The following is a 23,320-nucleotide window of genomic DNA, read 5'->3' as shown; positions in this document are numbered from 1 at the left end:
GTGAAACTATTTGACAGACATCAATCTGTTACAAAATACATTCCCCAGCCAATAAGTTTTAATATACCCTCCTCGTTAGACAAGGCAAGTCATTAGATAATCAGAGCAGTTTTGTTTTACCGTGAAGAGTGATGAGATAGGTTTAATAGCGGAAAGTAAATTTCAATTTATACGAATAAAAGCACTATTACTCGCCCAGCTCAGTCGCTAAGGCGAGACGATTTAATAATAGTTACGGTGAATACAGGTAAATCAAACGTTATTTGGTTAAAAAGAAAACACTTTTTAATCCTTCTAAACGCGCATACTCCTGCTGACACGCAAATTTTCTCACTTGAGATGGAATACTGTTTACTCGAGAACGAATTTCACCAATTTGGTCATCCAAACCATTCATGCCTTTGATACTTACTACATCTTCATTAGCCTGCAAATAATCCGTAAATGTTTGCAGATTACTTTCTAGACGGTCGCATACATTGTTGTTTATATCCCAGCTTGGGATAAGAGAATTAATTGACTCAGGCAAAAGGTTTGAAATACTGGGATAAACATTTTGTTTCCATTGTTGTGGAAATACAATAAACAGAGCAGCGATCGCGACCCCCATTAACATCATGAGGGCTGTTAGTGCAGTCGTTAGCTTTTTCATTTACAACCCCAAACATGCCTATTTAACTAAAGATAGATTACCTCATGGGGCGTAAAACAATTTTTATATTAAAAAATTGTTTGTAAAGAAAACTTTAGCAATATTATTCCACCAATAATACCTAACAAATTAAGATGATACAGGAATGCCCAATTGTTTATAAAAAATAGTTGTACTCTCAAATTTTCCATTTGAATTAGTCACAAACTGTGGAATTTTTCCAACTTCTATATAGCCTTGTTTACGATACAGGCCTGAAGCAGCATCTCCTGTACGAGTATCTAACACTAATAATGTACGTTGGTGACCTAGTGCAATATCCTCTACAGCCGCAAGTAGCTGTTTCGCTATGCCATGTTGTCTATATTGCGTATGTACCATCAGTTTTTCAACTTCAGCGCGATGTAACCCATTCGCTTTTAAGCACAAAGAAAGCTGTATAGCCCCCACTAACTTATCGCCAATAAATGTCACCACCAGCAGCCGTTCACCTGCTTGTAAACCTTTATCTACCTTATACCAATAGCATCCAGCGTCAGATTGCGTTAGAGGAGCATGAAAACCCACTGACGCTCCGCTATTCACACAATCAATCAGTAACGCAGTCAATTGCTGCTCATGGCCTTGAATTGTTGAGATAAGTTCAATATTCATTCGAGGATCTCTTATTAATATCGGTATTGATGCTTTTTTTATAAAAGAAATGGTCTATTCATAGAATTTCATTTCCTCATACGGGTGAACTAGACAGCTTTTTAACCGATCGAGTAAAGAGCCAACATGAATTTCTAATTTATGACCATCTGGGTCTAAGAAATAAAATGATGCCCCTTCACTACGGTTGTCTTTCCATACTTTTACATCGAATTGCTGCAATTTTTCAACAACCAATGAAAAGTCGTTCTCTGTCACACTAAATGCGTAATGGGTATAGTCTGTAGTATCAGGATCAACATGATGCCTTTGCGGATCAAATGAAAGGCATACCCATAATTCACCACATGTTAAATAAGCGCCATTTTTCCAACTAGCATGTAAATGCATCCCTAAGATATGATGATAGAAATAAATACTTTTTTCTACATTCGTCACTGCAATTGTTAAGTGATTGATTCCTAGTAACATTGTTAATCCACCAATAAAAATAAAACAATAATCTCAGCGTTCTTTTAATGAATTTACATAACAAATAAGTAAATAACATAATTCAGGGTATAACTAAATACATCGAAATTTTGACAACCTACTAATAGATGCCCTTTCCCTTTTTATGACCCCCATAAAAAGGTTTTTTTTTTGCCTATATAATTGAACACTTTTAGCGCAATCTTTTTATCTGCATGTTATATAAGAATTAAATTAAGTTATTCACAATGGAATGCGAATGTTATCCACAGTTAATGTGAACAACTAGCCCCCTCATTGATTAATCAATTTTAATCTATTGCAGCATAGATAATCACATATGTTATTTAAAACAATGCTACCCAACCAGTCTAAGATACAGATTTATAATCATTTTGTTATACTCTATGTTGTAGCGTTACTATTCACCCTGAATTTTAATATCCACTGAGAGCTTAACTTGCCTATGATGAATGATTTTTTGCAACTGTTTCAAGCCATCGGTATTGGATTGGTTTTATTACTCCCACTAGCAAACCCACTGACCACAATAGCAGTGATGCTAAGCCTCTCAGGTAATATGACCAAAGAGCAACGAAATCACCAATCGCTGCTGGCTTCAATTTACGTGTTTTCAATCATGACGATTGCTTTCTACGCGGGGCAACTGGTCATGAGTACCTTTGGAATTTCAATACCTGGTTTACGTATTGCGGGTGGTTTAATTGTGGCATTTATCGGCTTTGGTATGCTATTTCCAAGCAATGAGACTAACGATGATGCTAATGTCTTAACCCCTGATGATTCCACTATTTCTAAAAAACGTCAGAAATCCCCCAACATTGCTTTCGTTCCTTTAGCGATGCCAAGTACAGCAGGGCCGGGTACTATCGCGATAATTATTAGTTCAACAGCATCCTTACAAGGTGATACAGGGTTTGCACCATGGGTATTAAAAATCGCCCCTGTATTAACGTTTTTCATTGTCAGTTTAATTGTTTGGCTGGCGCTAAGAGGAGCGACATCCATTATGAAATGGTTAGGGAATGGGGGGATCGACGCAATATCGCGCGTGATGGGATTTTTACTGATTTGTATGGGAGTACAATTTGTTATCAACGGTATTGTTGAAATTGTTGCGCAACTCCCACACTTAATCTCAGCACATCAATAATTCATCGCTAGGGAATTATACGCATTTTTCACTTTCCATAAATAACGTGGGGCTTGCGGTGCTGGGTGCTTACTTTGCACATGTTGATAAAACTCTTCAGGTGTCATGCTATTGATCATTGCAATAGCTCTACCTTTGTTATTATCAAATGTCCTTAACAGAGCACCAGCACCGTTGACATAAGCCACAACGGTTGCGTAATACATTGTTTGAGGATGGTTAATACCTGCAAGATGCTGCTCTTTTAAAATCCGAATATAGGCTGTACCAATATCAATATTGGTTCGAGGGTCTTTCAAATCACGGCTTGATGGCTCACCCGTTTTGCCTTGATAACGATATGCATCTCGTCCTGCTGTTGATGCCTTTATTTGCATCAAGCCAATCGCATTCGACTTACTCACAACTTCTGGACGGAAGTTTGACTCAACCTCAATAATTGCCCGAATTAACGTCTCATCAACATTATATCGATTAGCAGATTCTCGAATAAATTCATCAAATGGCGTACGAGGAAATGAAATATTTTGCTGTGCGGTTGATAAATTGTTACTTTGATTTAACATTCGTTGCGTTGTGGCTGGTTTTTCTGGCCCGCTGGAGCAGCCTGCTAGCAACAGAAATACCAATGCACCACCGATTTTTGTTTTCACCGAGATATCCTCTGCTAATAAAACTGACGAAAGAATAACGACTTGCAGGAAAAATAAAATAATTTTTACTTAACTTTTACTTCAATACATGTTTTATACTCTAAATAATTAGAGCCATAGCTTGGAGTATGACGACTATTGTCATCAAAAATAACTATCATAATAATATAAATAACACACACTTTTTGTCTTGACTTTACTCAGATGATATTGATAATCATTATCAGTTGAGTAATTAATTCTAAGGGAGCTTCCAAGCACCTTTGAATATTAAAGAATCCACTAAGCCAATGATGTCAGGATCTGAATAATGAAGAAAAAAATATCACTACTTTCTAAACCCCTACTTTCCGCTCTCTTTGCTTTATCTGCGATTTTGTTGATAAGTCAACCTGCATTGGCAAAAAAGTTTAAGGTCGTCACAACTTTTACCATCATTCAAGACATTGCACAGAATGTTGCCGGTGATGCCGCAATAGTCGAATCAATAACAAAACCTGGCGCAGAGATCCACGGTTATCAGCCTACACCAAAAGATATTATGAAAGCCTATGATGCTGATCTTATCTTATGGAATGGTATGAATCTTGAAGTTTGGTTCCAACGCTTCTTTGAAAATTTCCAAAATGTACCTGCGGTTGTAGTCACAGAAGGTATTGAACCAATGCCAATCCGTGAAGGTGAATATAAAGGCAACCCAAATCCGCATGCATGGATGTCACCTGCAAACGCAAAAATTTATATTGAAAATATTCGCAAAGCACTAGTGAAGTATGACCCAGAAAATGCAGAAATCTACAATCAGAATGCAAAAAAATATGCAGAGCAAATCGCTCAGCTTGATGCGCCATTACGCGAACGTTTAAGTCGCATTCCTGAAGACAAACGTTGGTTAGTCTCCAGTGAAGGTGCTTTTAGCTATCTCACCAAAGACTATGGTTTTAAAGAAGTGTACCTGTGGCCAATTAATGCGGAAGAACAAGGTTCACCACAGCAAGTGAAAAAAGTGATCGATACCGTACGTAAATACAGCATCCCTGTCGTATTCAGTGAAAGTACTATTTCAGATAAACCTGCGCGCCAAGTCAGTAAAGAAACGGGCGCAAAATATGGTGGCATGCTTTATGTTGATTCATTATCAACCGCTGATGGCCCAGTACCTACTTATATCGACCTGTTAAACACCACTGTAGAAACAATAGCGAAAGGATTTGGTCAATAAATGAGTCATACAAACCGCTTTGAACGCCCTAACTTAGTCGTTGATGACGCTACAGTCACCTATAACAACGGCCACACGGCAATCTATGATGCAAGCTTTAATATCACTGGCGGATCAATCTGTGCGTTGGTTGGCGTAAATGGCAGTGGTAAATCAACCCTGTTTAAAACCATTATGGGGCTAGTTACCCCATCGTCTGGTAGCGTGACATTAAACAATGAACCCATTAAAGCCGCTCTAAAAGAAAATATTATTGCCTATGTTCCGCAAACCGAGGAAGTAGATTGGAATTTCCCTGTACTGGTTTCTGACGTCGTGATGATGGGCCGTTATGGGAAAATGGGCTTCTTTCGCATCCCGAAAAGTGAAGACAAAGAAGCCGTCAAACGAGCGCTTGAGCGTGTTGACCTCGCTGGGCTTGAACATCGCCAAATCGGTGAGCTCTCCGGTGGACAGAAAAAACGCGTATTTTTAGCTCGAGCACTCGCGCAACAAGGTAAAGTATTATTACTGGATGAACCATTTACAGGGGTGGATGTTAAAACTGAGAACGCCATTATTGATTTATTGCGCAGTTTGCGTGACGAAGGGCATCTTATTTTAGTTTCCACGCACAACTTAGGCAGTGTACCCGAGTTTTGTGATCAGGTTATTTTAATCAACCGTACTGTTCTTGCCAGTGGACCAACAGAAACCACATTTACGCAGAAGAACTTACAAATGGCCTTTGGGGGTGTATTACGCCACATCAATCTGTCTGGCCAAGAACTGCATGATGATGATGACCCTCGTTCCATTACCGTTATCACCGATGACGAAAGAGCCGCTGTCTTTTATGGTCATGACCATGATGCCCCCGTTAGAACAAATCAGCCTAAGGATCCACAATGATCGAGTTGTTACTTCAGCCCTTTGAGTACAACTATATGGTTAAAGCCATTTGGGTAAGTGCGATTGTTGGCGCCGTTTGTGCCTTCCTTTCCGCTTATTTGATGCTCAAAGGCTGGTCACTGATGGGAGATGCCCTCTCCCACTCTGTTGTACCCGGTGTTGCTGGTGCTTACGCACTCGGACTCCCTTATGCCGCTGGCGCATTTTTTACAGGGATCCTCGCCGCGCTCGCCATGACTTTTATTAAACACATAACTCGACTGCGGGAAGATGCTGTGATTGGTTTTATCTTTTCCACATTTTTTGCTGCGGGTCTATTAATTGTCTCATTGAATCCTACCTCAGTGAATGTGCAAACCATCATCTTTGGTAATATCCTAGGTATTGCTGATGCTGATGTATTGCAAGTTGAAATCATTATCGCAATTTCATTTATTGTGCTAGTCGCTCTGTGGAAAGATTTACTCGCTGTGTTTTTTGATGAAAGCCATGCACGTTCAATCGGTTTAAATCCTCTACGTTTGAAGATTATTTTCTTCACCTTATTAAGTGCTTGTACTGTTGCGGCATTGCAAACCGTTGGTGCTATCTTAGTGATTGCGATGGTTGTGACTCCAGGGGCAACCGCTTATTTATTAACAGATCAGTTTAAGCGCTTATTAATTATTGCAGTTGCTATTGGTACCGCGACAAGTGCAATTGGTGCGTACGCCAGTTACTTCCTAAATGGTGCTACTGGTGGGCTAATCGTTACGTTACAAACAGTTATTTTCTTACTGGCATTCTTCTTTGCACCAAAACATGGTGTTTTTGCATCACGCCGTAAAGCAAAACGCGAAGTTGAAAACCTGCATAAAATAAAGCAGCAGGAGGCCGCAAATGAGTGATTTTATTGATTTACTAACCGCGCCTTTTATCTTTCCTTTTATGCAAAAAGCCATTATCACGGCGATTGTTACTGGTGCGGTATGCGCTATTTTATCCTGTTTTTTAGTATTAAAGGGTTGGTCTCTAATGGGGGATGCCATTTCCCATGCCGTACTGCCGGGTATCGTTATCGCTTCAGTTGCAGGGATCCCTCTAGCTATAGGGGCATTTTTGTCTGGGTTATTTTGTGCCTTTGCAACAGGGTATTTAAAAGAAAATAGCCGTATTAAAGAAGATACCGTAATGGGGATCGTGTTTTCAGGGATGTTTGCCCTCGGTTTAGTCATGTTCGCTAAAATCGATACCGAACAACACCTCACCCATATCTTATTTGGCGATATTTTAGGGATCACTGACGCTGAATTTACACAAAATTTGTGGTTTGCAGGCATTACTATTGCTGTTATCTTACTAAAACGTAAAGATTTTATGCTATATTGCTTCGACCCAAATCAAGCGCGAGTCATTGGTCTTCCTGTTAAACTGATCCACTATGGGCTGCTCTCATTATTGGCATTAACAATTGTTGCTTCCCTCCAAGCTGTGGGGATCATCTTAGTTATTGCAATGCTAATTTCGCCGGGTATTATTGCCTTTGTGCTCTGCCGTAGCTTTGGATGGATGCTCGTTGTCGCGGTTATCGCCTCCGTAACCTCTAGTGTGATAGGTACCATTGTCAGCTTCCATATTGATGGTGCTACAGGCCCTTGTATTGTGATCACCCAAGCTGTTTACTTTATTATTGCGCTACTCTACAACAAATTAGTATTAGCACGTAGAAAAGCAAAATTACCTAAAGAGAAGCTACAGACCGCTTAGTACTCAATAGAGACAAAAAAGCCACCATCGCGGTGGCTTTTTATGATTAATTAAGATGCAACATCAACTTTTTCTAGCACAATCGGAATATTTTTATAAGCAGGAATACCACTTTGTGGATCAAAGTTATCCAGTGCAATTAAGTTATTGGCTTCAGGGAAATAGGTCACTACACAACGATCAGCCATATCATAAATCACAACTTTTAGGTTATCTAAACGACGATGCGTGCGTTTTTGTTCACTATCTAATGCGATGATATTCACCCTATCACCCGCAGCTAAGTTCTGCTTCTTGGCCTGTGCTTCGCTAATAAACATGACATCTCGCTGCCCGAACACACCGCGATAGCGATCATTTAATCCATAAATAGTGGTGTTATATTGGTCATGACTACGTACCGTTGCTAATACTAACTCACTGTTTACTGCGGATTTTGGATCTTCAATAACGCCTTCCGTGGTCAGGAAATTGGCTTTACCTGATTGAGTAAGCCAACGACGCTCTGCGGCCGCATTAGTTAAATGAAAACCGCCCGGCACACGAATGCGTGCATTATAATCATCAAAGCCAGGTAATACCGCTTCCATTGCATCACGAATTTTATCGTAATCATCGATAAACTCATCCCACTCAACCTTTGTATTTGGTAATGTTGCTTTTGCCATACCAGCAACAATTGCACATTCAGATTTTAAATAAGGGCTAGCAGGTTTTAACTTGCCATGCGATGCATGAACCATCGACATGGAATCTTCTACTGTAATACTCTGAGGTCCTGTTTTTTGCTCGTCTCGCTCAGTACGACCTAATACAGGGAATAAAAAGGTATTTTTTGCCGTTAATAGATGAGAACGATTTAATTTAGTACCAATATGTACCGCTAAATCTAATTTTTTCATTCCCTGATAGCAGGCATCCTTATCAGGCATTGCAACCGCTAAGTTACCTCCCATGCATATTAAAGCATTCGCTGTTCCCTCAGATATCGCTTGCATACTTGCCACCGCTGCGTGACCGAATTCCGCTGGTGGTTTAAAACCAAAACGCTGCTCTATCTTCTCTAAAAAAGATTTGCTTGGCTTTTCAGTGATCCCTACTGTACGATCGCCTTGGACATTTGAGTGACCACGCAATGGACAAATACCCGCGCCTTCTCGCCCAATATTCCCTTTGAGCAGAAGTAGATTAACCAGTTGTTGGATATTCTGGGTGCCATGTTGGTGCTGGGTGATCCCCATTCCATAACAAATAATCGTGTTATCAGCGTCAATATATAACTGAGCAATTTGTTCAATTTGCTCTTTTGATAACCCACTAACACGTAATATATTTTCCCAGCTCGTCGTCATGACATCATGCTTAACGGCATCGAACCCAACAGTATGTGTTTGGATAAAATCATTATCTAATATAGATGGTTTGCCTTGAGCAATTGCCTCATCATCTTGCTCCAGAATACAGCGTATGACACCCTTTATTAGCGCAGTATCGCCACCAATACGCACTTTGTAATAATGCTCCGCCAGAGGTGTGGAATCAAAAGTCAGCATTTCCGCGGGATCCTGTGGATATTCAAATCGCTCAAGGCCACGTTCTTTAAGCGGATTTATGGCAATGATTTTTGCACCGCGTTTTGAAACTTCACGCAATGAACTTAACATTCTTGGGTGATTAGTTCCGGGGTTATGCCCAATACAAATAACCAAATCGGCTTTATCAAAATCTTCTAATAGGACGGTTCCTTTTCCAACGCCGATCGAGGCTGCTAGCCCGACACTGGTTGGTTCATGGCACATATTTGAACAATCTGGAAAATTATTCGTACCATATTCTCTGGCAAATAATTGATATAGAAATGCAGCTTCATTTGATGTTCTGCCAGAGGTATAAAACTCAACAGTATTAGGATTTGAATAATTCGCTAGGCATTTACCTATTTGTCTGAATGCCTCATCCCACTCAATCGCTTCATAATGATCAGTTTCAGCATTATATTTAACCGGATGAGTTAAACGACCTTCATTTTCTAAATCGTAATCATCCCATTTTAATAATTCAGTTACAGAATGTTTAGCAAAAAATTCAGGGGTTGTTTTTTTTGATGTGGCTTCCCATGACATGGCTTTAGCACCATTTTCGCATACATCAAATGAAGCATAATGTTTCGGATCAGGCCATGCGCAGCCAGGGCAATCAAAGCCTTCTGGTTTGTTCATTTCAAACATAGCAATAACATCGTGACTCACATTCATTTGACCACGAATAGCTTCTGCGACGGCTTTCACGGCTCCCCAGCCTGCTGCTGGACCTGTATAATTTTCAATTTTTTGTTTCATTTTCATTACTCTTTCAAATTTAAATATGGCAAAGAATAAATATCAAATAATTACATTCTAATTATGATTTAAAATAATTTAATTATATTCAATTGAAAATATAGCAAATAATATTAATTACAATAAGTAATTATTTGATTAAATGCGACTTCAATATTAAATTTAAATGATAGTCATATTTAAATATTTAATTATGATTACTTATCAATAGAATTTAAAAGTAATGTCTTCATGATTACTTCCAGACTAGCTTTCAACTAAGTGACTGATTTCGTGATAGGCTCTTCTTTTTAAATAATTATTACTGTTAATTCCCAAACTGTCACTATAGAATCGAGTTATATACTAAATAATTCGAGTTGCAGGTAGGCAAGAAGCGAAGATAGATGGAGGAGTATAGAAAACAACTAGCTGAGCGTAGTTCCCCCTGTAGCTTGAAGTATGACGGGTATAGTGAAGACCAAAGCAAAGCGAGGTGAGTCATGTGGCAAGCAATGTATCGTTTATTAAGCGAACACTTAGGTGAAGCAGAATTTCATAACAAAGAAATTCTCTCTGGCGGTGATATTCATCACACGATGAAAATCGATTATGGTCAACATACCATCTTTGTAAAACAAAACCTGCGTGAGTTTTTACCTTTGTTTAAGCAAGAAGCCGAACAACTTGAAATGCTTGCTAAAAGTAACACGATCACTGTCCCAAAAGTTTATGGTGTGGGTAGTAATAAACATCATAGTTTCCTACTTCTCGAATACTTTCCCCTCAAAAACTTCGATTCAACTAATGCATGGCGTTTTGGCCAACAACTCGCTCACCTCCATCAATGGGAGGAACAACCGAGTTATGGGTTCGATTTTGATACCATGCTAGGCACTATCGTACAGCCAAATAGCTGGGAAAAACGCTGGAGCTCTTTTTTTGCAGAGAAGCGTATTGGCTTACAATTACAATTGGCAGCAGAAAAAGGCATGGTATTTGGTGATATCCAACGGATCGTTGATGTTGTTAAAGAAAAGCTATCCGGTCATCAACCGCAACCATCACTATTGCATGGTGATTTATGGCCCGCTAACTGTGCTATGACTGCTGAGAATAATGGGCTGTTATATGATCCAGCATGCTACTGGGGAGACAGAGAGTGTGATATCGCCATGCTCCCGCTATACCCCGAGCTTCCTATCCAAATTATTGATGGTTACCAAAGCGTATGGCCGCTACCTGCCGGATTTATTAAAAGACAGCCTATTTACCAACTCTATTACTTACTTTGCCAATCAAATATCTTTGGCCTTGAAAAGAGTTACGTGCATGCACGCTCTATTATTGATGAATTACTTGATGGGAAATAATTGATACGTTGGCCCAACACAATTGCTGGGCCAATAAACTGATGATTTACCAATTCAATAATTTCAAAGCAAAGTAAATCGCAATCCCGAATACAATTGGCCAAAAATAAAGAATAAAGAACTGGGTGAAAATGGTATGACGAGGAATAGTCACTTTTGCCTCAAGCTCTTCTTTTGAAATATCATTACCTTTGGCTTTTTCTAAAATAACGTGATCTTCAAGGCTTTCACGAATAAATTTAATTTGTCGGTACATACGTAGGCCTGAGGCACTCAACGCTAAGCCAACAAAAATAAAAATAAAGATCACCATAAAACCAATATTTGCACCTGAAAACCCTTCATTGACATGAGGTACAGGAGAATTATTCCAAAACATATTCAAAAATGGTGTACTTTGCCGTATCATTTCTGCCATTAGTTTAATAAAATCATTGGCTACTGCATTAATCCCCTCACCTTCTAATCCTTTCATACCCGCCAATTTTACCAATGAAGCTAAAGTTGAAATTAATGCTACAAGAAAAACAATCCAACCGAGTATACGCTTGCCGATTGCGACATAACTTGCAGTCTGGTAATTCATTATTAACCCTCAAAAATTTTTTTTATAACTAATCATAACTGAATTTTTGAGAAGCCACCAAATTTACATTGGCTAATATTCCTCAGATAATGATTTTCAGATTATTTAACTCATTAATTCCTAAGCTATTAACAAAGAAAAATGTTCAAATATATATAATCAGTTGCTGACTTGCTACAATGCGGTGTCTCACTAAAAGGCTAGCAGTTTCAAGTTGGCTTAAAAAACGCTATGAATGGAGTTTTGATATGTACCATAACTTATCCATCCAATCCGTTATTTTTGATATGGATGGCTTACTGATTGATTCGGAGCCTTTTTGGGCACAAGCTGAACACGAAGTTTTTAGTCAACTAGGTTTAGATCTTTCCGTTGCCGACAAACTGCCTGATACATTAGGCTTGCGTATCGACCATGTGGTTGAACTTTGGTACCACGCTTCACCATGGCAAGGCCATACTCTTCAACAAGTCGAGCAGATGATTATTGACCGTGTTATTGGGCTTGTTGAAGAGCAGCGTCCCCTTCTTTCAGGCGTGCACCATGCACTTGATCTCTGCCGCTCAATGGATTTGCGTATCGCATTAGCCTCTGCATCGCCACAATACATGCTAGAAAAAGTCCTAAATTTATTTGAAATTCGAGATTATTTTTCTGCGGTTGTTTCTGCGGCCGAGCTGCCTCACAGCAAACCGCACCCTGAAGTTTATCTTAATGCGGCTGCTTTATTGGAAACCAAACCAATTCATTGTGTATCGTTAGAAGATTCATTTAATGGAATGATAGCAGCTAAAGCCGCTCGAATGCGTTCGATTGTTGTTCCTGATAAACAACACTTTAACGACCCTCGCTGGGGGCTTGCTGATGTGAAGCTATCTTCACTTGAGCAATTGACTGAAAAATACCTACGCTAATCGCCCTATTCGCTGCTTTCTTACTCATCCCTATCACATATCGATAGGGATAGAGCACAAAAGTATAAAACTCTAACGTTATCGACTAATAACTAAGAGTTTTTTTCATTTTTAGCCCTATCATATTCTTTTTAAACACTTTATACTGCCCGTATAACTGTATAGATAAACAGATGGTAATTTATCCACCATGACCGCTGAAGGGCACCTGCTATTTTCTGTCGCCTCATTAGTAATGGCACATAAGTTAGAATTAACGCCTGAGCTTGCTCAAGGTGATTGGCTGCATATGGTGCCTGGCGCATTACTCGGCGCACTATTACCAGATATCGATCACCCTTCTTCTATACCGGGTCGGTTGCTGCGTATTTTGTCATTACCTATTTCCAAATTGTGTGGGCATCGTGGATTTACTCATAGTCTAATTGCTTGGCTGTTGCTTTCTATAACATGTTATCAATGGCTTGCGGTACAATGGCCAATACCCAGTGATTTACTTCAAGCCTTCTTACTTGGCTATATCAGCCATTTAATCGCCGACATGCTAACTCCTTCGGGTGTACCTTTTTTATGGCCGCTGCCTATACGTTTCTGTTTTCCTATCTTGCGCAGTAAATCAAATAAACGTGCAGAACGCTTTATTGCTATCGCATTGACAGTTTGTGCTTTTTCGCTACCCGCTAGTTATAGTTTTGATTTATATGGCCAATTTGAAGGCATTATAAAATATATTCACAATCAAATAGATATGCATAACTCTGCATAAGTGTCAGTTTTGTAATATACTGTAAGCATCAATCATCATAAGTTATTACTTTTCGGTATAAGAATTGTCATTTATCTACTGATAACATATAACCAGTTGTTAGGATGAGCTAATCCCTTATAACCTTTAAGGTTGCAACGCTAATAACATAATTCAAAAACTGCGATTGGAGTTCGGAATGAATATTCCTTTAATAATTAATGTGCTTGTCTTTATAGCACTACTGATACTATTAGCAAAACTCGGGGCAAAGGGCTGGAGCCTGTCGAAAAAAGTATTGGTTGGTTTAGTTTTCGGTGTTGCCTACGGTGTCGTGCTACACCTAGTTTATGGCAATGGTCATCAAACAGTTAAAGACTCCATTCTTTGGTTTAATATTGTTGGTAATGGTTACGTACAGCTATTACAAATGGTGATCATGCCATTGGTTTTTGCTTCTATATTGAGTGCTGTCGCACGCCTACACAAAGCCTCTTCTTTAGGCAGGATCAGTTTCTTAACCATCGCTACGCTACTATTAACCACAGCTATTGCGGCACTGATTGGTATCTTAATGGCTAACCTATTTGGCTTAACCGCTGAAGGTTTGGTACAAGGCCAACAAGAAACCGCTCGTTTAGATGCTATTCAAAGTAATTATGTTGGAAAAGTTTCAGACCTAACTGTTCCACAGCTGATTTTATCATTTATTCCTAAAAATCCATTTGCTGATTTGACTGGTGCAAGTCCAACTTCAATTATCAGCGTGGTTATTTTTGCTGCTTTCTTAGGTATTGCAGCCTTACAACTATTCAAAGATGATAAAGAACGTGGCGAAAAAGCATTAGCTGCGATTGATGTATTACAAGCGTGGGCAATGAAATTAGTACGTTTGGTGATGCGTTTAACACCTTATGGGGTGATGGCGTTAATGATCAAAGTCGTCGCAAGCTCTAACCTGTCAGACATCATTAATTTAGGTACTTTTGTTATCGCTTCATATGTCGCCATTGCATTAATGTTTATTATCCATGGCATCTTTATCGCGGTAACCGGGTTAAGCCCAATTAAGTTTTTCAAAAAAGCGGGTCCAGTGTTAACTTTTGCATTTACTAGTCGCTCAAGTGCAGCAAGTATCCCACTGAACATTGAGACACAAACGCGTCGCTTTGGTATACCTGAATCTATTGCAAGTTTTTCAGCTTCATTTGGTGCAACAATCGGTCAAAATGGTTGTGCCGGTATCTATCCTGCGATGCTCGCTGTGATGGTCGCACCGACTGTTGGGATCAATCCTTTTGATCCGCTCTGGATTGCCACCTTAGTGGGTATTGTAACTGTAAGTTCTGCTGGCGTTGCTGGTGTGGGTGGCGGTGCGACTTTTGCTGCACTGATTGTTCTACCAGCTATGGGGCTGCCTGTAACACTCGTTGCCTTACTAATCTCAGTTGAGCCATTAATTGATATGGGTCGTACTGCATTGAACGTGAGTGGTTCTATGACTGCTGGTACGGTTACTAGCCAACTCATGGGTGAAACGGATAAAGCTATCTTTAACCAAGAAGATGATGGTGATTTGAAACACGTCTAACCCTCAGTGTTATACAACTTTTAAAGCCTGCTGTTTAAAGCAGGCTTTTTTGTTGTCAAAAAAATTTAATTAAATTTATTTATCGTACGGATAATTATAAATAACAGGATTAACGTCTAAAAAACCTTGCCAATAGTTAATAGTACGTAAGATAATATCGCCTGAGTAACGATTCTGGGCCTCCTGCCTATGTTACGTCAGCCCGTCTTCTGCGGGTCTCTATTATCAAAATTGTTAGTGGTTTTATATATGACAAATATTCATGCGGTAAGAATTAACTTAACCTATTGATTTGAAATTAATTTATCGCTAAAAATGAAGAATTTCACGTCACTAACCATCCCTTCTAATTCATTGATTTATCTGTAATGACCAAATAGTTTTGGGGAACTGTTTTTGCTCAACCCCCATAAAAAGTTAATTAAATTTCTTGATCTCCCACACCGATTTACTGTATATAATTACAGTTATATTTTACTGTATATAAAACCAGTTCATTTAATCTGAGAGGGAGTGTTTTATGGTTACCATCAAGATCCGCTTTAACAGCAACAAGAAAGGCCAACTACCTACTGGCACATTCGAAGCATTGAAAAATGAAGTAACAAAAAGATTAAGTGCTAAGTATTCTGATCTTAAAGTCGATATTAATTGGGGTGCTCAAGATAATTTATCGATTGATGGTCTTGGGAAGAATGAGAAAAAAACTTATATTGAAGAAACGCTGGAAGAAATATTTAATGATGGTGAGTGGCTTCCTGAAACCCAAGAAGCCGAAGTAGAATATTTTGATAAGTGATCTTGATGCGCCAACTACTCGAGCTGGCGCATTAGTTTTTATTAATTCTTAGTGGTTAATAAGCTTTGCCCTGCCTTTCTAGACCAAGGTAATTCAATTCCATCTAAAGGAGTGTTCTTGGATAAGCGCTCAAGGCAAAGTTTCATCGACAGCGCTATATAATTCTCAAAATACCACTTATTTTCCTTAATAAACTCATCTGATAATGAATCAAACTCAGGATCCATAACTACAAAAATGACATCAAGTTTAATATTTATTTTGAATGCAAGATTATCATCTGAGTCGCTATCATCATCATATGCCTTAAGCTCTACATTAAGACTTATATCAAAAGGACTTACTTCATCTTTATGATCTTCGGTCTTTTCATAAAAAACAAACTCTGAACTAATCAGGTTAGTTTTAAACCTGCCACCATCGGATTCTTTTATTGACTCGAAAGAAAAATCAACGCACTGGTAGCCTGAATATAAAATTTTGCTTAACATTAATGAACCTTACCATTTTCAATAGCCAACCATGCTTTTCCAGCTTTAAAACCGAATGTCCCTTGAGCCACTTTAAACTCAGTTTCTTCAATGTGAACATGAATCTCTTTTTTCTCAGAAAGCTTTTCTTCTATGGCTTTTTTGACAAATTCATTCAGAGTTAAGCCAGCAGCTTTTGCTGATTGGTAAGCATCCTTGTGTAATCCTTCACCAATTCTTACATTAAAGCTACCATTCATTGGTTTGTTTGGCTCTTTATTTAATTGCTGGCATGTGTCTAGATAGTCATCAACTGAATTTTGAAACTCTAGCTGAAGATTAGGAATGGTATCTGCTTCGTATGTAACTAAATCATTTATGCAATCAATTTTTCCGAAAAGGACACCGTCCTCAACAGAAAACTCAATTGTTCCTATATATCCTTTATATTTAAATACTTTGCTCATTCTGAAATCTCATCTATTAGCGATTTTACCTGCTTAACAACATACCCTTTTACTATATTTTGGGGGTGGGGTTCATGAAAGCTAACGACTCTATCCAAGCTAGCATTATAAAACTTTCGTCTGGATCCATTACCATTTATTACGCTAAAACCATACATCCCAAGTATCCTAACCAACTCGTCCCATGTAAAATCTTTTGGAAGAGAGTCAAGCCTAGCTTTTAGTTTATCCTTTTTTCCCATCAAAAATAAACCTTCTGTTTATTCTAGCAACTAAAAATCAGTTGCAAAAGTTTTAATTTTACATGTGACACATTTTGTTAAGCATGCCAAGCTATAAATCTTGCTCAAGTGGTGAATATATAAGCTTCACAGATATGATACTAATTTTAGTTATGGATAGCTAATCCAATTACTGTACATATTGAATTAAATATTTTATCGATTTGTACCATCCATGGTCGATTCTCCTGCAAATCATGATTCTGCTTATTCCTGCGCTACCCTTTCTGCTTCCTCTGCTACAAGTTTAGCCTCTTCTTCAGCTTGCTTCTCTGCGGCTTCTTTTGCTAATCGCTCTGATTCTGCTTGCTTGAGATTGTAGATAGAGTTCGGTGGCATTTCGACACGCATATCTATCCAGCGAGACTCAGGGACATCGCATGGTTCGTAGTTTTCGAAGTAAACAGGCACGCCTTCTTCATCAAAGTGCTTAATGCGCTTGTTCTGAAAACGTTCTGGCATATCTGCGTTCTGCTGGTGGAAAACAAAAACTTCAATATCACCATCAGGTCTCACCTCGTAATCAATGAGAACCATGTTTTTACCGTTATGGTCTTGAGGAATGACAAAGCCGTTATTGATACCCCATGCACCATCGGCATTAAAACCCACAACGCCTTTAATGAGGTAATGACCAACACCAAGGTGCTCCATTTCAACACCTTCAGACTCTTCGTTAAGCTCAATGTGATCAGCAAAAACTTTTACCACCGGCGATGCTGCTTTTAAGTTGCCGTTGGAGTCTTTGGTTGTGTTTTTATCACTATAAAAGATACATCGTTCTACTCTAGCATCGCTTCCGCCCTTTCTTACAAGTTGCAACCAATCTTTGCCGAAGTTCCCCAACAATAATACCTGATTGTTTATTGAATTATTGTATTTAGTAACAATACATGAACCGTAAAAATCCGTTATGCCAAGCTCTGTCATTCCTTCGACGTTGTGTGATGCATTAAAAATACCAACTTTATTTTTTTCAAAATTTTCGACACTCCCTAGGTAGCTACCATTCATAGAGCCTCCTATCCCATAATCACCAACTTGCATTAGCGTGCCGTATTTGTCAGGCAAGACATGCGTCCCTTTAGTCGATTTGATTGCGTTCTTACTGAAAGTCACATCACCAGAGATAGTTCCACCGGCTTTATCAAACTTCCCATCTAGCAGCCTGTCCATTTCTTTAGCGGTTCTGAGGTTGACTTTAGTGCCATCGGGGGCGGTCATCGGTACTGTGCCCGTTTGCGTCATCCAGATATTCGCCACATCACGCGCTTGCATATTGGAATTATTTAGAGCAACCATATGGTTTGCGGCTGCGCCCACGGAATCAACCATAGTAGTTAAAATGACGTACTTAGCATCTTTGGCCGCAACGGGAAATGGAAAGTTAAGGGTCATGGCTGTGTTGGATTCAATAGACGCGATGCTATTGTTATGAACCGTGTCGTTGACAATGATTTGAATGACTTGCTGTGGCTGAACGCCATTGAGGTTCTCTTTCCATTTTGTGTTTGTGCCGGTCACTTTGTTGCTATTTGCTGTCGTTGTGACTGTGCCGATGTTGTACATAATATTCTCCGAAATTTAGATACAAAAAAACCGCTTAATAGCGGTCTCGTTGTTGATTTACTTTTTAATAACAATGAGCGTTGTGTTGTTGAGTATTAAATTGCTATCATTGCTAGCGACGTATTTAATGCTTGCTCTTTCATTGGCTTTTATAATTACACTCCCACATGATATGCCTGGGTTTGCAGTAAAAATAGTGTGTTCAGAATCAGTCAAGCCAACCTTAAAATCCACACCAAGCCCTGCCCTAACAAATTCAACTCCGTTTTTTTCCAATGCAACAAACATATTGTAAATTCGACGTGTTGATGCTTCACGTGCAATGCTTATTGATGGACAAATTATAATCCGGTCATATTTTTCTGGTTCAATAATGACCGTTGCCCCTGGGGTAATAATGTATGTGTTGCTTACATCTCCAATTAATTTTTCAATATAAACCGTCCCGTTAAACTCGCCATCGGTTGCATAAATCTTACCAGTTATTTCTGCATCATTTGCAATCAACTTCCCGTTTTCAAAGTCCAGCATGAGACCTTTTTTAGCTAAAGGATCCCAATTTTTGGATTTGATAGTCGAACCGATTAACAGCTTTTCAATTGTCGCTTGATTAATAAACGCTTCATTGATAAACACCTGCCCATTTTCAACAAAGAAAACCGGCTCTAACTTACCGCTGGATGGATTGAAGATACCAAAAGTGTCGGCACTGAAGCCGATTTTAGTTGAGACAGTGCCGTTTTTTACCTCCGCCCCCATCATGAATTTTGCATCGTAATATTGATTATTCCAATTCACCCCCGTTTTAATTGTGTAAATTGCCGAGCCATTGCCGTTGTGGTCAAAAATGGTTTGCCCACGTTGCTCAATAGCTGCCTGCTGATTGTCAAACTCAGCTCTCGTCAACTGACTGAAATCTGCCAAAGCTTGCTCGTTGTCGCTGATTGACTGCTTGTTATCACTGATTGACGACTCTGCTTGACCGATTCGAGTAGATAAATCTGTGTTAACTTTAGCAATCGCCTGGTCTTGCTTCGCAATCGCTTCTTTCTGCGTGTCAATTTGGGCTTGAACGGTGTCAATCCTGCTATCAAACTTCGCGTTGAGCTGTTCATGGCTTTTTGCAACTGACTGCTGAGTATCTGCCAGCGCTTCTTCTACTCGCGTAAAACGAGCGCCGTTCTCACCGAGTTGAGCATCAATTTGCGTGAACTTCTGCGCATAAGCTTTATCGTTATCAACAATGATTTTGTTGGTCTCACGAATAGAGGCTTTAGCACGTAAAAGCTCAGACCCTTGCTCATTTTGCTGCGCGGCAAGTTGCAATGTGCTTTCAGCGTGGGTGCTATCGGCATTCGCTTGCGTGTGTTGCACATTCGCAATGGATGAACTGTTGTCATTAAACTGGGATGTTTGAAGTTGCTGAAGCTCCGTGACAGTCTCATCCGTTTTCGCTATCGCTTTTGTGTTCGTCGTGACAGCGGCACTAACTTTCGATAACTCCTCTTTGTTCGAGTTGATGTCTTTCCCGAGTTCTGCGCACACTTGCTCTGTGCGTTCTGAGTGTGCTTTGTCTTTCTCTGCGATTGATTTACGCACATCCACGAATTCAGCTTGCGAATCTTCGTAGTGCGCTTTCACGCTCTCTGCAAGCTCGGCTGTTGCTTTTTCGTTCGTCGCAGTTGCATTCGCAATACGCTTGACGTCCGCTTTCGACTGTAGCAACTCAGAGCTGTGCTGATTCACTTGAGCTGTCGTCTGCATAATCGCTTCTGAAACTGCAAGTTCCACATTTGACAATGACGTCTCAAAGTGCGTGATATAGCCGCGCATCTCGCCGAATTCAGCTGTAGTTGATTGTTCAAACTTCGCTTGTGATTGCTTTAAATCGGCGGTTGCTGTTTCGACTGTTGTGACGCGTGATTTAACACCATCGACATCAGCTTTTACTTGACTAATTTGCTGCGCCGTTGCTTTCTCATAGCTCGTTTGAGTATCTTTGATATTGAGAATTTCAGCGGCGTTATAGCTTACTTCAGCACTGATTTTCTCTTGCCAGCGCGCCGCCGCTTCTCTGTCAGTGACTTGCACTTGCTCAATGCGGAATATCTCAGCTTTTCTATCAGCAACCTCTTCTTTCAAGCTGAAATGAACTTCCGTCGTGAACTGAGTGTTCATCATCACCGCTTCGTTGACCGCTTCAACATCTCTATCAATGCTGACAACTTTCTGCTTCACATCAATAGCATCAAGCTCAAGCTCTGCAATCGCTTCTTTGCTAAAGTCGATTTGCTCTTGCATCTGCTTGCCTGCTTCGTTGGTGAGGAAGGTGTCGCCCAGCTCGTCAACCATATCCTTTGGCGTTCCACTAGCTTGACCCACAGCTTCGACAAATTGCGATTTTCCATAACTATTGACTGTTCGAACATAAAACCAATAGTCAGTACCCGCCTTTAAGTTATCTTTAGTCCAAAATTGCCCCTGACCTTGTCTGTTGGCTTTTGTGGTGACTTCGACGTCATTCGTACTGGCCAGTTTTTTGTCGCTGAACCAGAATTCAAATGTATAGCCATGCTGCGCTGTTTCGCCCCCATGCGGAATACAGGTCAATGAGAACATGCCGCCAACCATTTCAACACTGACCGGTTTAGGTGGAGCTTGGATATCAAAATCCACAATCGCTGGGGCAGACATCGCGCCAGCCGCATTAATTGACCGAACTTCGGCACGATATGAGCCACGCACAAGCCCCGATAAATCAACGCGGTCACTTGGCACTTGAATCGATTGGATAACCTTGCCATTTTCAAGAATATTCACTGTGTTATAGCGAACATCGGCAGCAGCTGACTGCCAACTCAGATAGCCTTGAACCACTTCACCAATATTTGTTGGCACAAAAGTTAGGTTTAGTGGTGGAGCGACACCGCCAGTCGGTAAAACCGTAAATGGCGGGCGCACAAAAGGCTTACCAATGATGTCTTCATAGATATATGGTCCATCCTCTTCGAGCAGTAACTCGACCCCTTCTTGCGGATGAAATTTCCACTCAGCAACGCGGCATTCAAAGTTTTGGATCCCTATTTGGGGTAGATTTAATAAAACAACATCCCCTGGTCTATATGCGTAACCGTCCATGTTCATTTTTAGCTGAATGCGGCGGCCTGCACGTTTTTTGCGTAAATAGAGGTTGGCTAACCGTGCTGCTTGGTATGGACTGCTAACAAAGCGGTAGTCCATGTTTTCTTTGATTTCTAATCCATCCTCATCAACCCATTCATCAACAATAACAGGCTCAAAATCTGTTTGGATATATTGCTGTTCGGCATCAATAAATGTACCGTAAATCGCGTTAGTTGCATCACGTAGTGCGAGTTCTGGCGTGATATTGACCGTATCAATGATTTGATTTGGCTCAATACGCAATACAGCAGGCCCATTGTACGCTTGCATCAGAATGCCATGTTTCCCTGCCACGTAAGTCGGCTCGGCAGCAATGCACTTGTGCATATGATCAAGCACTGACGCTGGCGACTCGGAAAGCTCATAGGCGCCGTTGATAGTATAACGTGGCTCTGTCTCACCTTCTGGTGTAGTAACTGGCTCATCGCATAAATCAGCAGCCACTTTGAATGCATCAAAATCAATGTCGGAATCAGGCACACTTAAATAGCTACGATAGTAATCGAGAATAACCAACGCGCCGTTATTGCTCCACACGGTTTTATCAGTGCGCGGATCGTAGATTTGCTTTCCCCATACTTCGACTTTGACATTCGGCACACCGTAGGGAAATTTCTCAGCATCGTACTTTAACGTTAAGCGTAACCACGCTAAACCATCCCCAATCATGTCTTCTTTCCATGACGGGGCATTTTTCAGCATGTATGGGTCACAATCCGTGCGGCCATTATGGAATTCATAGCTAGCCTTATCACCGAACGTACCAATCAGATCATCGTTCAGCCAAATCTGGCCAATACGGTCAACTTTATGTGCCGCAATCGCTAATGCCATGAATAATCGTTCGTTTTCTGTTTGGTCACCCTTTTCTTCTTCGGCAAAAAAGAGCAGCCCTGAACACACTGTTTTACCGACGATAATTGTTTCTGGTGCTACAGCAGAGCGTAATATTTGTTTGCGTTCGGATTGGTCGCGGTAACCAGAGGGCATTTTGTCTTTGAAGATCATTGAGCCGGCAGCTTGAACAGCAATACCCGCTGCAATTAAAGCCGTTCCGAGTCCGCCAGTAACAATGACACCTGCAACCATTAAGCCAGCAGAAACGATATTGGTGACTGTCTTACCCATTTACTCTACTCTCCATGCCTTCGTTGGTTGATGCCTTACGGGTCTAGCCCCTTCTTCGGTAACTGCCCAAATTTTATTCGCCCACAACACGCCAAGAGTTTTACCTTCGTCACCCTCAAACAAAACAATGTCACCGCGACTTGCTGCACCTACGGGGATTTCAGCGAAGAAGCGTGATAGTGCAGATTCGATATCACCAAACTCTGATTTCAGTACACGCGCTGCGCCCGATTTAGTTTTGTATCGACCTCGAACAGTTGCGCACGGATCAAAGTCACAAATTGCCATCACGCAATCAGCAGCAAATAAACAGCAATCATGCTCACCCCATGCAAAGGGTTTTTGCATTGCATTTTGTAATGTTTGAGGGAGTCGAATTGTCCAGTTGATGTGTCGCATTTGATGATCTCCGAGCATAAAAAAACCCGCCGAA

22 protein-coding genes are annotated in these 23,320 nt (G+C 40.3%); 10 read left to right on the top strand and 12 right to left on the bottom strand.

Annotated features, from left to right (window positions below; genetic code table 11):
- Window positions 1–259 precede the first annotated feature (259 nt).
- The 3 genes from SC428_RS04220 to fos all read right to left on the bottom strand — a co-directional run bounded on the left by SC428_RS04220 (window position 260) and on the right by fos (window position 1,777).
- Window positions 260–652 carry a hypothetical protein gene (locus SC428_RS04220; RefSeq protein WP_070925460.1) on the bottom strand — a complete coding sequence of 131 codons (393 nt, stop codon included), beginning with the start codon at window positions 650–652 and terminating at the stop codon, window positions 260–262.
- Between the two features lie 129 nt (window positions 653–781).
- Window positions 782–1,306: a GNAT family N-acetyltransferase gene (locus SC428_RS04215; protein WP_140179092.1), complete on the bottom strand. Its 525-nt coding sequence runs from the start codon at window positions 1,304–1,306 to the stop codon at window positions 782–784.
- A 54-nt stretch (window positions 1,307–1,360) separates the two neighbouring features.
- Entirely contained in the window at window positions 1,361–1,777 is a 417-nt protein-coding gene (gene fos, locus SC428_RS04210) for a fosfomycin resistance glutathione transferase (RefSeq protein WP_070925462.1), read from the bottom strand.
- Between the two features lie 469 nt (window positions 1,778–2,246).
- Here fos and SC428_RS04205 point away from each other — a divergent pair, with 469 nt between their 5' ends.
- Window positions 2,247–2,951, top strand: coding sequence for a MarC family NAAT transporter (locus SC428_RS04205; protein ID WP_070925533.1), 705 nt, complete (start codon window positions 2,247–2,249; stop codon window positions 2,949–2,951).
- Here SC428_RS04205 and SC428_RS04200 read toward each other — a convergent pair.
- The gene (locus tag SC428_RS04200) at window positions 2,945–3,604 is read right to left on the bottom strand and encodes a transglycosylase SLT domain-containing protein (RefSeq protein WP_070925463.1); all 660 of its coding nucleotides are present in this window, start codon (window positions 3,602–3,604) and stop codon (window positions 2,945–2,947) included. The genes SC428_RS04205 and SC428_RS04200 overlap by 7 nt on opposite strands.
- Before the next feature lie 310 nt (window positions 3,605–3,914).
- Between SC428_RS04200 and SC428_RS04195 the strand changes: the two genes are divergently transcribed.
- Genes SC428_RS04195 through SC428_RS04180 form a run of 4 tightly spaced genes read left to right on the top strand, consistent with a single transcriptional unit; the run spans window position 3,915 to window position 7,463 of the window.
- The gene (locus SC428_RS04195) at window positions 3,915–4,826 is read left to right on the top strand and encodes a metal ABC transporter substrate-binding protein (RefSeq protein WP_140179088.1); all 912 of its coding nucleotides are present in this window, start codon (window positions 3,915–3,917) and stop codon (window positions 4,824–4,826) included.
- Window positions 4,827–5,717 carry a manganese/iron ABC transporter ATP-binding protein gene (locus SC428_RS04190; protein WP_070925464.1) on the top strand — a complete coding sequence of 297 codons (891 nt, stop codon included), beginning with the start codon at window positions 4,827–4,829 and terminating at the stop codon, window positions 5,715–5,717.
- Window positions 5,714–6,604: a metal ABC transporter permease gene (locus SC428_RS04185; protein ID WP_070925465.1), complete on the top strand. Its 891-nt coding sequence runs from the start codon at window positions 5,714–5,716 to the stop codon at window positions 6,602–6,604. Before SC428_RS04190 ends, SC428_RS04185 begins: the two co-directional genes overlap by 4 nt.
- Window positions 6,597–7,463, top strand: coding sequence for a metal ABC transporter permease (locus SC428_RS04180; RefSeq protein ID WP_070925466.1), 867 nt, complete (start codon window positions 6,597–6,599; stop codon window positions 7,461–7,463). The genes SC428_RS04185 and SC428_RS04180 overlap by 8 nt, the downstream gene beginning before the upstream one ends.
- A gap of 50 nt (window positions 7,464–7,513) precedes the next feature.
- On the opposite strand, the gene SC428_RS04175 is transcribed toward SC428_RS04180, so the two are convergent.
- Window positions 7,514–9,802, bottom strand: coding sequence for an FdhF/YdeP family oxidoreductase (locus tag SC428_RS04175; protein WP_318705924.1), 2,289 nt, complete (start codon window positions 9,800–9,802; stop codon window positions 7,514–7,516).
- A gap of 482 nt (window positions 9,803–10,284) precedes the next feature.
- Between SC428_RS04175 and SC428_RS04170 the strand changes: the two genes are divergently transcribed.
- The gene (locus tag SC428_RS04170; protein ID WP_140179082.1) at window positions 10,285–11,154 is read left to right on the top strand and encodes a fructosamine kinase family protein; all 870 of its coding nucleotides are present in this window, start codon (window positions 10,285–10,287) and stop codon (window positions 11,152–11,154) included.
- A gap of 46 nt (window positions 11,155–11,200) precedes the next feature.
- Here SC428_RS04170 and SC428_RS04165 read toward each other — a convergent pair whose 3' ends face one another.
- Window positions 11,201–11,740: a YniB family protein gene (locus SC428_RS04165; RefSeq protein WP_318705920.1), complete on the bottom strand. Its 540-nt coding sequence runs from the start codon at window positions 11,738–11,740 to the stop codon at window positions 11,201–11,203.
- A 248-nt stretch (window positions 11,741–11,988) separates the two neighbouring features.
- On the opposite strand from SC428_RS04165, the gene hxpB reads away from it, so the two are divergent.
- The 4 genes from hxpB to SC428_RS04145 all read left to right on the top strand — a co-directional run bounded on the left by hxpB (window position 11,989) and on the right by SC428_RS04145 (window position 15,789).
- Window positions 11,989–12,654 (top strand): hexitol phosphatase HxpB, encoded by a 666-nt coding sequence (gene hxpB / locus SC428_RS04160; protein ID WP_070925470.1) that lies wholly within the window; start codon window positions 11,989–11,991, stop codon window positions 12,652–12,654.
- A 190-nt stretch (window positions 12,655–12,844) separates the two neighbouring features.
- Complete coding sequence (locus tag SC428_RS04155; RefSeq protein ID WP_070925471.1) at window positions 12,845–13,420, top strand: metal-dependent hydrolase; 576 nt, start codon at window positions 12,845–12,847, stop codon at window positions 13,418–13,420.
- A 178-nt stretch (window positions 13,421–13,598) separates the two neighbouring features.
- The gene (locus tag SC428_RS04150; RefSeq protein ID WP_070925472.1) at window positions 13,599–14,990 is read left to right on the top strand and encodes an L-cystine transporter; all 1,392 of its coding nucleotides are present in this window, start codon (window positions 13,599–13,601) and stop codon (window positions 14,988–14,990) included.
- Between the two features lie 520 nt (window positions 14,991–15,510).
- The gene (locus SC428_RS04145; protein ID WP_318705916.1) at window positions 15,511–15,789 is read left to right on the top strand and encodes a DinI-like family protein; all 279 of its coding nucleotides are present in this window, start codon (window positions 15,511–15,513) and stop codon (window positions 15,787–15,789) included.
- Window positions 15,790–15,830: 41 nt separating this feature from the next.
- Here the strand turns inward: SC428_RS04145 and SC428_RS04140 are convergent, their stop codons facing one another.
- From SC428_RS04140 to SC428_RS04115, 6 genes are all read right to left on the bottom strand, one after another.
- Window positions 15,831–16,280, bottom strand: a complete 450-nt coding sequence (locus SC428_RS04140) for a hypothetical protein (RefSeq protein WP_140187744.1) — start codon at window positions 16,278–16,280, stop codon at window positions 15,831–15,833.
- Complete coding sequence (locus SC428_RS04135) at window positions 16,280–16,726, bottom strand: type II toxin-antitoxin system HicB family antitoxin (protein WP_140187745.1); 447 nt, start codon at window positions 16,724–16,726, stop codon at window positions 16,280–16,282. The genes SC428_RS04140 and SC428_RS04135 overlap by 1 nt, the downstream gene beginning before the upstream one ends.
- Complete coding sequence (locus SC428_RS04130; RefSeq protein WP_140187746.1) at window positions 16,723–16,968, bottom strand: type II toxin-antitoxin system HicA family toxin; 246 nt, start codon at window positions 16,966–16,968, stop codon at window positions 16,723–16,725. Before SC428_RS04130 ends, SC428_RS04135 begins: the two co-directional genes overlap by 4 nt.
- 246 nt (window positions 16,969–17,214) lie before the next feature.
- Window positions 17,215–18,576: a hypothetical protein gene (locus tag SC428_RS04125; RefSeq protein ID WP_318705912.1), complete on the bottom strand. Its 1,362-nt coding sequence runs from the start codon at window positions 18,574–18,576 to the stop codon at window positions 17,215–17,217.
- A gap of 57 nt (window positions 18,577–18,633) precedes the next feature.
- Entirely contained in the window at window positions 18,634–22,887 is a 4,254-nt protein-coding gene (locus tag SC428_RS04120) for a DUF1983 domain-containing protein (RefSeq protein WP_318705910.1), read from the bottom strand.
- Complete coding sequence (locus SC428_RS04115; RefSeq protein ID WP_318705908.1) at window positions 22,888–23,286, bottom strand: DUF6950 family protein; 399 nt, start codon at window positions 23,284–23,286, stop codon at window positions 22,888–22,890.
- Window positions 23,287–23,320 lie beyond the last annotated feature (34 nt).

Source organism: Providencia sp. 2023EL-00965 (assembly GCF_033550225.1).
Taxonomy (GTDB): Bacteria; Pseudomonadota; Gammaproteobacteria; order Enterobacterales; family Enterobacteriaceae; genus Providencia; species Providencia manganoxydans.
Note: the sequence above shows the minus strand (reverse complement) of the source record. Positions and strands in the feature narration are given on the sequence as shown.

Excerpts from the sequence above, each read along its gene's own strand:
- SC428_RS04220 (WP_070925460.1), bottom strand. The coding sequence starts at position 652 with ATGAAAAAGCTAACGACTGCACTAACAGCCCTCATGATGTTAATGGGG.
- SC428_RS04215 (WP_140179092.1), bottom strand. The coding sequence starts at position 1,306 with ATGAATATTGAACTTATCTCAACAATTCAAGGCCATGAGCAGCAATTG.
- fos (WP_070925462.1), bottom strand. The coding sequence starts at position 1,777 with ATGTTACTAGGAATCAATCACTTAACAATTGCAGTGACGAATGTAGAA.
- SC428_RS04205 (WP_070925533.1), top strand. The coding sequence starts at position 2,247 with ATGAATGATTTTTTGCAACTGTTTCAAGCCATCGGTATTGGATTGGTT.
- SC428_RS04195 (WP_140179088.1), top strand. The coding sequence starts at position 3,915 with ATGAAGAAAAAAATATCACTACTTTCTAAACCCCTACTTTCCGCTCTC.
- SC428_RS04190 (WP_070925464.1), top strand. The coding sequence starts at position 4,827 with ATGAGTCATACAAACCGCTTTGAACGCCCTAACTTAGTCGTTGATGAC.
- SC428_RS04185 (WP_070925465.1), top strand. The coding sequence starts at position 5,714 with ATGATCGAGTTGTTACTTCAGCCCTTTGAGTACAACTATATGGTTAAA.
- SC428_RS04180 (WP_070925466.1), top strand. The coding sequence starts at position 6,597 with ATGAGTGATTTTATTGATTTACTAACCGCGCCTTTTATCTTTCCTTTT.
- SC428_RS04175 (WP_318705924.1), bottom strand. The coding sequence starts at position 9,802 with ATGAAACAAAAAATTGAAAATTATACAGGTCCAGCAGCAGGCTGGGGA.
- SC428_RS04170 (WP_140179082.1), top strand. The coding sequence starts at position 10,285 with ATGTGGCAAGCAATGTATCGTTTATTAAGCGAACACTTAGGTGAAGCA.
- SC428_RS04165 (WP_318705920.1), bottom strand. The coding sequence starts at position 11,740 with ATGAATTACCAGACTGCAAGTTATGTCGCAATCGGCAAGCGTATACTC.
- hxpB (WP_070925470.1), top strand. The coding sequence starts at position 11,989 with ATGTACCATAACTTATCCATCCAATCCGTTATTTTTGATATGGATGGC.
- SC428_RS04155 (WP_070925471.1), top strand. The coding sequence starts at position 12,845 with ATGACCGCTGAAGGGCACCTGCTATTTTCTGTCGCCTCATTAGTAATG.
- SC428_RS04150 (WP_070925472.1), top strand. The coding sequence starts at position 13,599 with ATGAATATTCCTTTAATAATTAATGTGCTTGTCTTTATAGCACTACTG.
- SC428_RS04145 (WP_318705916.1), top strand. The coding sequence starts at position 15,511 with ATGGTTACCATCAAGATCCGCTTTAACAGCAACAAGAAAGGCCAACTA.
- SC428_RS04140 (WP_140187744.1), bottom strand. The coding sequence starts at position 16,280 with ATGTTAAGCAAAATTTTATATTCAGGCTACCAGTGCGTTGATTTTTCT.
- SC428_RS04135 (WP_140187745.1), bottom strand. The coding sequence starts at position 16,726 with ATGAGCAAAGTATTTAAATATAAAGGATATATAGGAACAATTGAGTTT.
- SC428_RS04130 (WP_140187746.1), bottom strand. The coding sequence starts at position 16,968 with ATGGGAAAAAAGGATAAACTAAAAGCTAGGCTTGACTCTCTTCCAAAA.
- SC428_RS04125 (WP_318705912.1), bottom strand. The coding sequence starts at position 18,576 with ATGTACAACATCGGCACAGTCACAACGACAGCAAATAGCAACAAAGTG.
- SC428_RS04120 (WP_318705910.1), bottom strand. The coding sequence starts at position 22,887 with ATGGGTAAGACAGTCACCAATATCGTTTCTGCTGGCTTAATGGTTGCA.
- SC428_RS04115 (WP_318705908.1), bottom strand. The coding sequence starts at position 23,286 with ATGCGACACATCAACTGGACAATTCGACTCCCTCAAACATTACAAAAT.